At 72.3% G+C, this 12,584-nt stretch carries 13 protein-coding genes; 7 read left to right on the top strand and 6 right to left on the bottom strand.

Going from position 1 to position 12,584, the window contains the following annotated elements; genetic code table 11:
* The first annotated feature begins 42 nt into the window (after positions 1 to 42).
* Positions 43 to 438 carry a hypothetical protein gene (locus tag A3G1_RS0116970; protein WP_018350673.1) on the top strand — a complete coding sequence of 132 codons (396 nt, stop codon included), beginning with the start codon at positions 43 to 45 and terminating at the stop codon, positions 436 to 438.
* Between the two features lie 93 nt (positions 439 to 531).
* Here A3G1_RS0116970 and A3G1_RS0116960 read toward each other — a convergent pair whose 3' ends face one another.
* Positions 532 to 1,248, bottom strand: coding sequence for a DUF6338 family protein (locus A3G1_RS0116960; RefSeq protein ID WP_018350671.1), 717 nt, complete (start codon positions 1,246 to 1,248; stop codon positions 532 to 534).
* Between the two features lie 69 nt (positions 1,249 to 1,317).
* Here A3G1_RS0116960 and A3G1_RS38660 point away from each other — a divergent pair, with 69 nt between their 5' ends.
* Complete coding sequence (locus tag A3G1_RS38660) at positions 1,318 to 4,353, top strand: CHAT domain-containing protein (protein WP_018350670.1); 3,036 nt, start codon at positions 1,318 to 1,320, stop codon at positions 4,351 to 4,353.
* 12 nt (positions 4,354 to 4,365) lie between these two features.
* On the opposite strand, the gene A3G1_RS0116950 is transcribed toward A3G1_RS38660, so the two are convergent.
* Together A3G1_RS0116950 and A3G1_RS0116945 are read right to left on the bottom strand one after the other, a co-directional pair.
* Positions 4,366 to 5,199 carry an MBL fold metallo-hydrolase gene (locus tag A3G1_RS0116950; RefSeq protein WP_018350669.1) on the bottom strand — a complete coding sequence of 278 codons (834 nt, stop codon included), beginning with the start codon at positions 5,197 to 5,199 and terminating at the stop codon, positions 4,366 to 4,368.
* Complete coding sequence (locus tag A3G1_RS0116945; protein WP_018350668.1) at positions 5,186 to 5,572, bottom strand: thioesterase family protein; 387 nt, start codon at positions 5,570 to 5,572, stop codon at positions 5,186 to 5,188. Before A3G1_RS0116945 ends, A3G1_RS0116950 begins: the two co-directional genes overlap by 14 nt.
* 53 nt (positions 5,573 to 5,625) lie before the next feature.
* Between A3G1_RS0116945 and A3G1_RS0116940 the strand changes: the two genes are divergently transcribed.
* Together A3G1_RS0116940 and bluB are read left to right on the top strand one after the other, a co-directional pair.
* Positions 5,626 to 6,591 (top strand): phosphatase PAP2 family protein, encoded by a 966-nt coding sequence (locus A3G1_RS0116940; RefSeq protein WP_018350667.1) that lies wholly within the window; start codon positions 5,626 to 5,628, stop codon positions 6,589 to 6,591.
* Positions 6,588 to 7,226: a 5,6-dimethylbenzimidazole synthase gene (gene bluB, locus A3G1_RS0116935; protein WP_018350666.1), complete on the top strand. Its 639-nt coding sequence runs from the start codon at positions 6,588 to 6,590 to the stop codon at positions 7,224 to 7,226. The genes A3G1_RS0116940 and bluB overlap by 4 nt, the downstream gene beginning before the upstream one ends.
* Here the strand turns inward: bluB and A3G1_RS0116930 are convergent.
* The 3 genes from A3G1_RS0116930 to A3G1_RS0116920 are packed head-to-tail and all read right to left on the bottom strand — an operon-like array spanning position 7,223 to position 9,230.
* The gene (locus A3G1_RS0116930; protein WP_018350665.1) at positions 7,223 to 8,509 is read right to left on the bottom strand and encodes a PH domain-containing protein; all 1,287 of its coding nucleotides are present in this window, start codon (positions 8,507 to 8,509) and stop codon (positions 7,223 to 7,225) included. The two genes, bluB and A3G1_RS0116930, sit on opposite strands and share 4 nt — an antisense overlap.
* Positions 8,506 to 9,024, bottom strand: coding sequence for a PH domain-containing protein (locus A3G1_RS0116925; RefSeq protein ID WP_018350664.1), 519 nt, complete (start codon positions 9,022 to 9,024; stop codon positions 8,506 to 8,508). The genes A3G1_RS0116930 and A3G1_RS0116925 overlap by 4 nt, the downstream gene beginning before the upstream one ends.
* Entirely contained in the window at positions 9,021 to 9,230 is a 210-nt protein-coding gene (locus A3G1_RS0116920; RefSeq protein WP_026212215.1) for a hypothetical protein, read from the bottom strand. Before A3G1_RS0116920 ends, A3G1_RS0116925 begins: the two co-directional genes overlap by 4 nt.
* 260 nt (positions 9,231 to 9,490) lie before the next feature.
* Here A3G1_RS0116920 and A3G1_RS0116915 point away from each other — a divergent pair, with 260 nt between their 5' ends.
* The 3 genes from A3G1_RS0116915 to A3G1_RS0116905 are packed head-to-tail and all read left to right on the top strand — an operon-like array spanning position 9,491 to position 12,542.
* A complete protein-coding gene (locus A3G1_RS0116915; RefSeq protein WP_083936959.1) occupies positions 9,491 to 10,696 on the top strand; it encodes an AAA family ATPase in 1,206 nt (401 codons plus the stop codon).
* Positions 10,690 to 11,595 carry a DUF58 domain-containing protein gene (locus A3G1_RS0116910; protein WP_026212214.1) on the top strand — a complete coding sequence of 302 codons (906 nt, stop codon included), beginning with the start codon at positions 10,690 to 10,692 and terminating at the stop codon, positions 11,593 to 11,595. The genes A3G1_RS0116915 and A3G1_RS0116910 overlap by 7 nt, the downstream gene beginning before the upstream one ends.
* Positions 11,592 to 12,542 (top strand): VWA domain-containing protein, encoded by a 951-nt coding sequence (locus A3G1_RS0116905; RefSeq protein WP_018350660.1) that lies wholly within the window; start codon positions 11,592 to 11,594, stop codon positions 12,540 to 12,542. Before A3G1_RS0116910 ends, A3G1_RS0116905 begins: the two co-directional genes overlap by 4 nt.
* Positions 12,543 to 12,584: the final 42 nt, after the last annotated feature.

Below are 12,584 nucleotides of genomic sequence, written 5' to 3'. Positions count from 1 at the left end.
CTTCTCGTGCCCTCAGGCCAGCCATCAGGCAGGCTTGGGGGCATGAGCCGTTTCCGCCGTGTGCTCCTCGCCGGGCTCGCCGGGCTGGCTGCCTTCGCCGCCTGGTACCTGAGTTACCTGCTCGTCGTGCTGTTCAGCTCAGGCGTCCCGGCGGAGGGCTTCCAGCAGCTGGAGTTTTTCGTGTTCGGGATGGCCGCTGGCATCCCGGTGGCCTGGCTGACCGCCTGGGGTGCGCTGCGGCTGCTCAAGGTCCGTCCAGCGTGGCCGGTCGCGCTGCTGGCCGTGCCACTGTCCGCTGTGTTCGGCGGGTGCTTCGTGTTCGTGCCGATGACGGCGGGGGACTGGAGCGCCGGGGGCTGGGCCTTCGTCTTCTTCGCCCTCGCCATCGTGGCCAGCTACATGCTGGCCGCGTACCTCATCCCGGAACAGCGCGCCTAGGACTTCTCCGGCTCGGCCTTCCTCTCTCCGCCGGGTGCCGGGCCGGTGGGGAACTCTGGCAGGTCGTCGGTGGTGACGGGCCGCCCGGCCGGGTTACCGTCCCTCGGCATGGTCTGGTCCGTCTTCCGCTCGCGGTTCCTCTCGCTGGGCATGACGACGTCCTCCTTCGTGGAGCTGGGCGAACTCGATCTCGTCCCAGCGGATCAGCAGGCCGGCCGGCCGCAGCACCGGCCGCCCGTCCACCCTGGTCACCTCGCCGGTCGCCGAGTCGATGTCGAGGGTCTGGGAGAAGTAGATGTCGCCCGGCTCCGGATAGCCGCTCGCGAAGGACCGCCGCCCGCTGACCGGCTCCACCCCGAACACCCCGGCCAGGTAGATGCCGGACTTGGTGCGCATGACGAACGTGGTGCTCATCGTCGCCGAGGCCGAGAAGACGTGGTCCCACGCGCGTGGCTCGGCCGCCCGGCTGTTCAGCCAGCCGAAGCCCCGCATCCGCCTCCGTACCGCCAGGCCGGCGGCCAGCCCCGCGGCTGCCGGTACCGCGACGTAGGCCACGACGGCGACCTGCACGAGCAGCAGCGGCACGGTGCCCTTCACGAGCCGGCCGGTCAGCACGTACTCCCGGTAGAGGTGGTACGTCAGGCCGGCCGCGCAGGCGTGGAAGACCGCGCTGGCGACGCCGAACCGGAGCAGGCGGTCGGCCCACGCGACGCGGAACGAGCCGGCCTGCTTCTCGTACACGAAGAGGTACGCCGCCCCGGGCAGCACGGCCAGGACCGCGACCACCAGTGCTGTGAACGTTCCCGGCATCCGGCCCCTCCCGTCGTATCCGAGATAGACAGTAGAGACCACCGTCACTTCCTGGCTAGATTCGATCGGATGGACGACCTCGGGCCGGCTGGCTGGCACCTCCAAGCTGTGCTGCTGATGGGCCGCGCCGAGTCCACAGGGGACTACTCGGTGCTCGGCCAGGCGATCGCACTCCTCGAACGCGCGCTGGCCGCCACCCCGCCCACCGATCCGGCGAGGCCCATGTACGCCTCCCACCTGGGCAAGGCGCGCCGCGACCAGTACCAGCAGCACGGCGACCGCGCCGCCCTCGCCCGCGCCACGGCCCTGCACCGCGAGGCCCTGGACGCCACGCCGCCCGGTGCGCCCGAGCGGGCCGAGCGGCTGTTCAATCTGGGTAACGTGATCGCTGACCGGTACGAGGCTCTTGGCGATGTCGGCAGCCTTCCCGAGGCGGCCGGGCTGCTCACGGAAGCGGCCGGGACGTCCGCCGGCAAGCTCCGGGCGATGGCTCTGAGCAATCTCGGCGGCGTGCTCCGCGACCTCTACGACTGCACCGCCGAGCACTCGCACCTCTCCCGGGCCGTCGAAGCCCTGTCCGAGGCCGAAGCGCTCCTGGCCGGCACGCCCCTCGAAGCCACCGTCCACCGCAGCCTGCTCGCCGCCCGCGCCAAGCTGTATCTGCACAACCCCGAGCCCTCTGATGTGGACGGAGCGATCGCCGCGACGGAACTCCTGTCGCTCGTGCCCGGCGCCGGCGACGAGCCGGAACTGGCGGAGACCCGCGTGGCTCTCGCGTACGCCGCCCGCTTCGAGAAGACCGGCGACCTGGGAGACCTGCGCGAGACCATCACCCGCTTCCGCCTGGCCGTGGCGGCGCTGACCCCCGGCCACGCGTTCTGGCCGGCCGCGGTCGGCAACCTCGGCAACGCGCTCCGCACCCTCTACGACCAGACGGGTGACGCCGGCCTGCTCCGCGAGGCCATCGACCAGCAGCGCGCCGCCGCCGAGGCGTCAGCCAGCTCGGTCCACTACCCGCTGCTCGCCTCGCACCTGGGCGTGGCGCTGGCCGCGCAGGCCGGGCACTTCGGCGACACCACAGCACTCGCCGAGTCGATCGTCTGGCACCGGACGGCGATCGCGGCCGCAGAGCCGGACAGCGCGGACCTGCCCGTCTTCCACCTCAACCTCGGGGACACGATCGTCCGGTGGTACGAGCACACGGGGAACTCCGGCGTGCTGGCCGAGGCGGAAGCTGTCGTCCGGGCCGGGGTGGCTATCGCGACGGTGCCGGCCGAGGCCGCACTCCTGCACGGCGTACTCGGCCTGGTCCTCATGCAGAGCCTCCAGGACGGCGAGACCGGCGTGCTCTCCGAGGCCATCAGCTCGCTCCGCCTCGCGGTCGGCGGCATCCCCGCGCAGCACCAGCACAAGCCCCAGGCGCTGTGCAACCTCGGTCTCGCGCTGCTGCTCCAGTACCGGCGGGACGGGGACGCGGGCCAGGTCACCGAGGCTGTGCGCTGGCTGCGTGAGTGCGTGGCCGCTGCTCGCCCTGGCCACTCGGGCCGCATGTCCTTCGGTCACAACCTCGCGGTCGCCCTGTGGGAGGCCGGGGACGCTGACGGAGCGCTGGAGGCCATGAACCAGGCTCTCCGCGAGGAAACCGGGCCGCCGCTGCTCCGGATCCGTTCCCTGCGGATCTGCGCCGAGTGGGCGGCCGGCGCGGGAGACATCGCGGAAGCCCTCAGCGGCTACTCGGCAGCCGTCGGCCTGCTCGACCTGGTCGCCTGGCGCGGGCTGTCCCCGGCAGACCAGGAACGCCTGATCGCCGACTCGCACGGCCTGGCAGCCGACGCCGCGTCCTGCGCCCTGCGGGCCGGCCGTCCCGAACTCGCCGTCGAGCTGCTCGAACAGGGCCGGGGCGTCCTGCTCGGCCAGGCACTCGACGCGCACCAGGACACGACAGGCGTACCCGGCGAGCTCGCCGCCGCGCTCCAGGACGTGTGCGACCGGATCGCTGGCCGGGGCGGGCCGCCAGCCGGCCGGGCCGGGCTCGCCGCCGAGCGCGACGAGATCCTGAGCCGGATCAGGGCGCTTCCGGGGCTCGCCGGATTCCTCCAGCCGCCACGGTTCGGCGACCTCGCGGCGGCCGCCGCCGACGGGCCGGTCGTGATGGTCTTCGCCGGGCGGTACGCGGCGGCGGCGCTCACGGTCACCACCACCGGGGTCACGACCACGCCACTGGACTCGCTCCGGGCCGAGGAGGCCGGCGTCTGGGTGTCCGCGCTGCTCACCGTCAGCCGCCTGCCACCATCCGCCGGCCGGCAGGCGACCGTGACGAACCTGCTGAGCTGGCTGTGGGACACGATCGTCCAGCCCGTCCTCGCGACGGTCCCGGGTGGACGGATGTGGTGGTGCCCCGCCGGGCTCCTGGCCTTCCTGCCGCTGCACGCCGCTGGCGACGGCACCGAGTCGGCGTTCGACCGCGTCGTGCCGTCCTACACGCCGACCCTCCGGGCCCTGATCCACGCCCGCCGCACCCGGGCGACGCCACCCCAGGGCAGGCCGCTCATCGTGGCGATGCCGCAGACCCCGGGCCTGCCGCCACTCCCCGGTGCGCTGCGCGAGGCCACAACCCTCATCTCGTACCTGCCGGAAGCACGCCTCCTGCTCGGCCCCGACGCCACAACGGACGCGGTACGGGACGCGCTCGGCACCGCACCCGTCGTCCACTTCGCCTGCCACGGATCGCAGCAGCTCGGCGCGCCCGGCCACGGCAGCCTGCACCTGCACGACGGCCCGCTGACCGTCCGCGAGGCCGCCCGGTCGCGCTGGCCAGGCGAGCTGGCCTTCCTGTCGGCCTGCGAGAGCTTCGTCGGCGGCGTCGGCCTCGCAGACGAGGGCCTGACCGTCGCCGGGGCGCTCCAGCTCAGCGGGTACCGGCACGTCATCGGCACGATGTGGACGATCCTCGACAGCATCGCCCCGGAGGTCGCCGCGCACGTGTACTCGTCGGTGGACCGCGACGGCCCGGCGACAGCCCTGCACGCCGCGATTCAGGCCGTCAGAGCCGCCCGCCCGGACGAGCCACTGACCTGGGCGCCCTTCGTGCACCTGGGTCCGTAGGCCGCAGAGGCCTCAGGCCCGCCCGGACAGCTCCGCGTAGCCGCGCTTCACGGCGAGGGTGGCCTGTTCGGGGGAGAGCAGAGCCCACTGCTTGACCAGCCGGGCAGCCACGGCCTCCTGCGGGGAGTCGTCGGCGTGGCCGTCACGGATCGCCCAGTCCACGGCCGCGAGGTCGGCGTGCTGCGCGGCGACGAAGGCCTTGTCCACCACGGCACCATGCCCGGGGACCACCGGCCCGTCCCCGCACAGCTCCAGCACGGCCGCGACGGTCTCCGCCCACTCCAACGGGTACGAGTCGCCGAACGACGGGGCCGCGCCCTCCTCGATCAGGTCGCCGGTCAGCACGGCACCGTCCACTGTGACCACGAGGTCGTTGTCGGTGTGCCCGCGCCCCAGGTACCGGAGGGTGACGAGCCTGCCGCCCACGTCCAGCACCTCGGCCGAGCGCACCGTGCGGGTCGGCGGCACGATCGTCACCTCGTCCAGGCCGGTCATGCCGTCGAGCGCGCCGAACTCCTCGTACACCTCCCTGATCCTGATCTCGGGTTTGACCTGGACCCGGGCCGCGTTCGCCTCGTGTGCCCAGATCTCCGAGCCGGTGAAGGCGGCGTTGCCGAAGCAGTGGTCGAAGTGGTGGTGCGTGTTGACCACGGTCAGCGGATCAGGAGTGATCTTCCGGATCTCGCCGAGCAGGAACGCGGCCTGCGCCGCCGTGGACAGCGTGTCGACGACGAGCGCGCCGCCCTCGCCGCTGACCAGCGTGACGTTGCAGTCCAGTACCGGATAGCGCAGCACGAACACTCCGGCCGCGACCTCCGTGAACCCTGTGATCTCAGTGAATGCCATGAGCCTTCTCCACGAACCGGTGCCGGTCGACCATGATCCGCTCGATCCGGCCCTCGGCGACGAGCGTCTCGCCGTCGTGCAGCGTGACGGTGAAGGTGAGCCTGCGGCCCTCGACGTCGGCGAGGATCGCCTCGGCCCGGACCAGCCTGCCGACCACCGAGGGGGCGAGATGGCTGAACTCCACCCTGGTCCCGACCGTGGTCTGCCCGCTGTTGAGCCTGCGTGCGGTGGCCGCGACCGTCGCGGCCTCGGCTAACGCCAGCGCGCGGGGCGTGCCGAGCACCGGCACGTCACCGGAGCCCACCGCCTGAGCTGTGTCCGCGTCCGTCACTGTCAACTCGAGGCGGGCGGACAGGCCCGGCAGCAGCTCCATGTGCTCAGCCTAACGGTGCTGGCCGATCCGGCACCCGATAGGCTTGCACCGCTATGGCTGCGCAACCCGAGACCGCCGTGTCCTCCTCCCGCCGCCGGGTCGTGGCCATGACCGCCTGGACGGCGGCGTTCGTCGCGTGCTGGCTGCTCATCGGCCTGCCGACCGACCCGGTATACGCCTTCGCCTGGCTGTGGGCGGCCACCGTCGCCTGGAACAGCGACCGGCCGTGGCGGTCCCATCTCGGGTTCGCCCGCGACTGGCTGCCGATCGTCCTGTTGCTGGTCCTCTACAACCTCTCGCGCGGTTTCGCCGACAACGGGGCCGTTCCGCACGTCGCGGAGCTGGTCCAGTTCGACGCGTGGGCGTTCGGCTGGGCGACCGGCGGCGAGACCCCGACCGTGTGGCTCCAGCAGAAGCTGTACGACCCGGACGTCATCCACTGGTGGGACGTCCTCGCGAGCTGGGTCTACTTCTCGCACTTCGTCGCGGCCCTCGCCGTCGCCGTGGTGCTGTGGCTGCGGGCCCGCCCGCTGTGGGCCGCGTTCATGCGCCGCTGGTTCACGCTGTCGTTTCTCGGCCTGATCACCTACTTCCTCTACCCGGCGGCCCCGCCGTGGTGGGCTGGCAAGTACGGCATCGTGGAAGAGGTCGCCCGGATCTCCACCCGCGGCTGGAAGGCCGTCGGCCTGCACGGCGCCGGCAACCTGCTCAACACCGGCCAGGTCGCCTCCAACCCGGTCGCCGCCATGCCCAGCCTGCACACGGCCTTCGCGCTGCTGGTGATCGCGTTCTTCTTCACCAGGATCCGCAAGCGGTGGATCCCGCTGCTCCTGCTCTACCCCCTGGCCATGACCTTCACCCTCGTGTACTGCGGGGAGCACTGGGTCATCGACGTGCTGGTCGGCTGGGTGTACGTCGGGGCGGCCTTCCTGATCTGCAACCTCGGCGAGAAGTGGTGGGCGAGGCGCAAGGCGGCCAGAGCCGTCCCGGAGGAACGTGAGGCGGCCCTGGTCCCGTGACGGCACCCGTCTTCACGGACGGCTTCCGCGCGGATCTGGACACCCTGCTGCGCTGGCGGCGCGACGTCCGGCATTTCCGTACCGACCCGGTCGAACCAGCGATCGTCGAGGACCTGCTCGACGCGGCCTGCCTGGCCCCGAGCGTCGGCAACGCCCAGCCGTGGCGCTTCGTCTCCGTCGACGACCCGGAGCGCCGGGCTGCCATCGCGGCCAACTTCGCGGTGGCCAACGACCGGGCGCTGTCCGGGTACTCGGGGGACAGGGCGCAGCTCTACGCCTCGCTCAAGCTCGCAGGCCTGCGCGAGGCACCCCGGCACCTGGCCGTCTTCTGCGACGAGGGCACCGGGCAGGGCGCGGGGCTCGGCCGGGCCACCATGCCGGAGATGCTCCGGTACTCGGCAGTCCTCGCCGTCCACACGTTCTGGCTCGCCGCCCGCGCCCGGGGCGTCGGCGTCGGCTGGGTGTCCATCCTGGACCCGGAGGCGGCAGCGGCGGCCCTGGACGTGCCGGCCTCGTGGCGCCTGGTCGCCTACCTCTGCGTCGGGTACCCGGCGGCCGAGTCCGAAACCCCCGAACTCGAACGCCTCGGCTGGCAGGCCCGCACAGCAGCCTGCCGTACGGTTCTTCCCCGCTAGCGCGCCGCTGCTGCTCTTCCCCACAGCTCGGTCGCCAGCCAGTTCGCCTCGGCGACCGTCCGGTACTTCGCCGTCACCTGGCCGCCGCCGGCCGTGTGGACCCGTACCGTCGCGAGCCCCAGCCACCGCTGCCACGGCCCCTGGTCGAGCGTCACGGCCTGGATGCGGCCGTAGGGGACCACGGCGATCGCGGGGGTGATGACACCGCTGCGGCTCACGAAGTACTCGGGAGTCAGCCCGAAGCCCAGCCCCCGCGCCGCCACAGGAGCCCGCCACAGGGCCGCGGCCGGTGCCGGTGCCAGTGGCATGCGCGTCGCCTCGCCCGCGCCCGGCAGCGCCTCGTCCAGGGCCGTCAGCGCGACGTCGAGTGTGGACACCGGCACGAGCGTGTCGCCAGTGTAGGTCTCGGTGTCCGTGATGACGGCGGCGCCGGCCACCTGGAGGTGGCACCGGTACCAGTCCTGGCTCCGCCAGAGCAGCGGCCGGGCGAGTGTCACCGACTGCACGCGCGCCGGGGGTACCGTCTGGCTCCGCACCTCGGTGATCCCGCGCGAGATCCGCAGCCCGTCGTGGACCTTCGCGAGGGTGAAGCCGTGGAAGCCCAGGTACCGCCGGACGGGCGCGCCGAGCGTGCCGAGCGCCGCCGTCACCGTGCCGGCGATGCCGACGAACGTCAGGTTGGGCTCGAAGAGGAACAACAGGATCGGGACGGCCAGCGCGAACGGCGACAGCAGGAAGGCCGGCGTGAGGAGCTGCGAGATCGCGAGGTCGCGCGACGGTACCTGGTGGAGGACCCGCGCCTCGGCGTCCTCCGCGCCGGCCTCGCCCCGCGTCCCGCCGAGGGCGAGCAGCTGTGCGCGCAGGTCGTTGGCGGCGGCCACGGGCAGGAAGGCCAGCTTGACCTCGGAGTCCTTGCCGCCGACCACCTCCAGCCGCAGCTCGGCGAGCCCGGTGAGCTGGGCCAGCACGCCCCGGACGATCTCGATCGACTGGAGGCGTTCGAGCGGGACGGCCCGGGTCCGCCGGACCAGCAGCCCCTCCTGGATGCGCAGCTCACGCCCGCTGATCTCGTACCCGGTGACCAGCCAGGTCAGGAACGACAACGCCAGCGCGCCGAGCCCGCCCGCCAGCACGATCAGCGAACCCCATCCGAGGCCGAACCGGGCGAGACCCTGCCAGGACAGCGCGAGGATCACCAGCCAGAAGGCCCGTAGTCCCTTGAGTACCGGGGTGAGCGGGTGCAGCCGGGTGCGGCTGGCCTGGGCCGGGGCGTGGGCCGTCACAGGCCCTCCGTGCGGGCCCGGCCGAGCGCGGCCAGCCGGTCGCGCAGGTGCACGGCCTCCGGCGGCGCGAGCCCTGGCACCGAGGCGTTCACCCCGCTGGCAGCCGTGTGCATCTGCACGGTGGCCAGGCCGAACAGCCGGTCGACCGGCCCGGCGGACACGTCGACGAACTGCATGCGCGCGTACGGCACGATCGTCAGGCGGCGGATCAGCAGGCCGTGCCGGATCAGGAGGTCCTCACCGCGTTCCGCGTAACCCCAGGACCTGACCTGCCTCGCGACGAACGGCGCGCGGACCAGGCCGGTCAGCACGGCCGCCGCGGCGAGGACCCCGAGGATCCAGGCGCCGGTGAGCCACCAGCCAGCCAGCGCGGCCAGGGCGAGCCCGCCGGTGCCTGCTGCCAGGCGGACCAGCCTCACCAGCACGTACTTCGGCGACAACGGCTGCCAGGTGACCTGGCCGGGCCACGGGTCGAGCGGGCTCTCCGGATTGTGCGTTGCTGTCACGTCGCTCACGGTTCAACGGTACGCAGTGGCTCGACTCCGAGCAGGAAGCCACGAACGTCCAGGAACTGGCTGAGGCTCACCCGGTGCTCCTCGCACGCGAGCCAGGTCTTGCGCCGGTCGGGCGCGTGCAGCCGGGGATTGCGCCAGACGATGGCCCAGGCGGCCGGCTGCCTGCACGCCTTCGCGGAGCAGAGCAGCTCAGAGGTACCGGTCATGAGCCCAGTCTGCTGCATGCCCATCAGGCAGCAAAAAACCCCGGCGCCAGATGCGACCGGGGAAGATAAAACGCCGGGCAGCCACGGGGGAAGCTGCCCGGCGTCGATGCCAATGGTACACATGGCCCGGGGGCCGTTGTCTAGCACAGAACCGGGGTTGGCGCGATTATTTACGCGTACCTAACGCTGGGGTGGAACCTGGGTGCCGGCACCGCCTGACCGTACCGATTGCCCCGATATCAGGGGAGCCTCCGGGTGGGATGAAAGGTGCGCAGTGCCGGGGTGCGCCGACGTGTAATGCTGGGGGGCGACAGGGCCAGCCACAGTCAGCAAAACGGAGAACCACTGGAGGTTCGGTGTCGGACCAGGTGTCGGACCAGCAAGGCCAGCCGAGGACGCCCGCCCAGGACGCGGGCCTGCTCGAGAAGGCGATGTTCGAGGTCAAGCGGGTGATCGTCGGCCAGGATCGCATGATCGAGCGGATGTTCGTCGCGCTGCTGGCCCGCGGGCACTGCCTGCTGGAGGGCGTGCCGGGGGTGGCGAAGACCCTCGCGGTCGAGACGCTGGCCAAGGTGGTCGGCGGTTCGTTCTCCCGCGTGCAGTTCACGCCTGACCTGGTGCCGGCCGACCTCGTCGGTACCCGGATCTACCGGCAGTCCAGCGAGCGGTTCGACGTGGAGCTCGGCCCGGTCTTCGCGAACTTCCTGCTCGCCGACGAGATCAACCGCGCACCGGCCAAGGTGCAGTCGGCCCTGCTGGAGGTGATGGCCGAGCAGCAGGTCACCATCGGCGGCAAGGCGTACCAGGTGCCGGCGCCGTTCCTCGTGATGGCCACCCAGAACCCGATCGAGCAGGAGGGCGTGTACCCGCTGCCCGAGGCGCAGCGCGACCGCTTCCTGCTGAAGATCGAGGTGGGCTACCCGACCGACGCCGAGGAGCGCGAGATCGTCTACCGGGTCGGCGTCAGCACCCCGGAGCCGTCCGCGGTCTTCGAGCCGGAGGACCTGCTCTCGCTCCAGAAGAAGGCCGACGAGGTCTTCGTCCACAACGCACTCGTCGACTACGCCGTCCGGCTCGTTCTCGCGACCCGCTCGCCTGCCCAGTCGGGGCTGCCGGAGATCGCGCCGCTGATCCAGTACGGCGCCAGCCCGCGTGCCTCGCTCGGCATCGTGCGGGCCAGCCGGGCTCTGGCCCTGCTGCGCGGCCGGGACTACGCGCTGCCGCAGGACGTGCAGGACGTCGCGCCCGACATCCTCCGGCACCGGCTCGTGCTGTCCTACGACGCGCTCGCCGACAACATCCCGGCCGGGCAGATCGTCGACCGGGTGCTCCAGGTCGTGCCGGTGCCGACGGTCGCGCCCCGCCAGGACGCCGTCCCGCACGCGGTCGCCCCGCACCCTGTCCAGCATCCGGCTACGCCGCACCCCGTGCCGCAGCCGGCTCCGGCCACCCCGAGCGCGTGGTAGGCAGCAGCCCAGACCGGGCCGGAGTGGTGCTGTCGAAGCTCCAGCTCCTGATCACCCGCAAGCTCGACGGCCTGCTCCAGGGCGACTACCTCGGCCTGCTGCCCGGCCCGGGCTCGGAGCCCGGCGAGAGCCGCGAGTACCGGCCGGGCGACGACGTCCGCCGGATGGACTGGCCGGTCACGGCGCGCACGACGGTGCCGCACGTCCGGCAGACCATCGCCGACCGTGAGCTGGAGACCTGGCTGGCCGTCGACCTGTCGGCCTCGCTGGACTTCGGCACGGCCAACTGCCTCAAGCGGGACCTGGCCATCGCGGCGGCGGCGTCCATCGCGCACCTCACCGTGCGCGGCGGCAACCGGATCGGCGCTGTGGTCGGCACGGGCGGGCAGATCAGCCGCCTGCCGGCCAGGCCGGGCCGCAAGGAGGCCGACGGGCTGCTCCGCCAGCTCGCCGCGACCCCGATCCGGCCGGGCCGGGCCGACCTGGGCGAGCTGGTCGACAAGCTGAACTCGCCGCCGCGCCGCCGGGGCATGGCCGTGGTGATCTCCGACTTCCTGACCGAGCCCGGCTGGGAGCGCCCGCTGCGCAAGCTGGCCGTCCGGCACGACGTGCTCGTCGTGGAGGTCGTGGACCCGGTGGAGCTGGCGCTGCCCGACGCCGGGGTGCTGACGCTCGTCGACCCGGAGACCCGGATCGCGCACGAGGTGCAGACCGGTGACGCGAAGCTGCGTGCCCGGTACAAGGAGGCCGCGGCGGCGCAGCGGGCCGCGATCGCCCGGTCGGTACGCGCTGCGGGCGCCGCACAGCTTAGGCTGCGCACTGACTCCGACTGGCTACTCGACATCGTCCGGTTCGCCGCCGCCCAGCGGCACGCCCGGACCAGGGGGACCACCCGATGATCCGCTTCCTCGAACCCTGGTGGCTGCTCGCGGTCCTGCCGGTTGCGGCGCTGGCCGCGGCGTACGTGTGGCGGCAGTTCCACCGCCGCGACTACGCGCTGAAGTTCACCAATGTGGACCTGCTGCGCTCGCTGGCGCCGAAGGGCCTGGGCTGGCGGCGGCACGCGGCCGCTGTCGCGCTGCTGATGGCGCTGCTGGTGCTGTCGACGGCGATGGCCAGGCCGTCGATGGACGCGAAGGCGCCGATGGAACGGGCCACCGTGATCATCGCGCTGGACGTCTCACTGTCCATGCAGGCCGCCGACATCACGCCGAGCCGGATCGCCGCGGCCAAGGACGCGGCGAAGCTGTTCGTCAAGCAGCTCCCGCCCACGTTCAACATCGGCCTGGTGGCCTTCGCCAAGAGCGCCAACGTGCTCGTCTCCCCGGTGAAGGACAAGGAGGCGGTCATCGCGGCGATCGACTCGCTCCAGCTCGCGGAGTCCACCGCCACGGGCGAGGCCGTGTTCAGCTCGCTCCAGGCCATCCAGGCTGTGCCGGCCGACGGTGCCTCCGGCCCGCCCCCGGCCCGGATCGTGCTGATGTCCGACGGCTTCCGGACGGCCGGCCGCTCGGTCGAGGAGGCCGCGCAGGCCTCGGCCTCGGCGAACGTGCCGGTGTCCACGATCGCCTTCGGCACGGACGAGGGCACCGTGGAGATCAACGGCCAGACGACCAGGGTGCCCGTCGACCGGGTGTCGCTGGAGCGGCTGGCCCAGTCGACCAAGGGCCACTACTACCAGGCCGTCACCGCCGAGGAGCTGAAGAAGGTCTACAAGGACATGGGCAGCTCGATCGGCTACCGGACGACCTCGCGGGAGATCGCCCAGTGGTTCATCGGCCTGGGCCTGCTGTTCGCCTTCACCGCGGCCGGGATGAGCCTGCTGTGGAGTTCCCGCCTGCCGTAGTCCAGCGCGCCGTCTGGTCGTAAAGTCCGAAATGACCTTGCT

It is taken from the genome of Longispora albida DSM 44784 (assembly GCF_000379825.1).
GTDB classification, from domain to species: domain Bacteria; phylum Actinomycetota; class Actinomycetes; order Mycobacteriales; family Micromonosporaceae; genus Longispora; species Longispora albida.
This window is presented reverse-complemented; position numbering and strand designations above follow the sequence as displayed.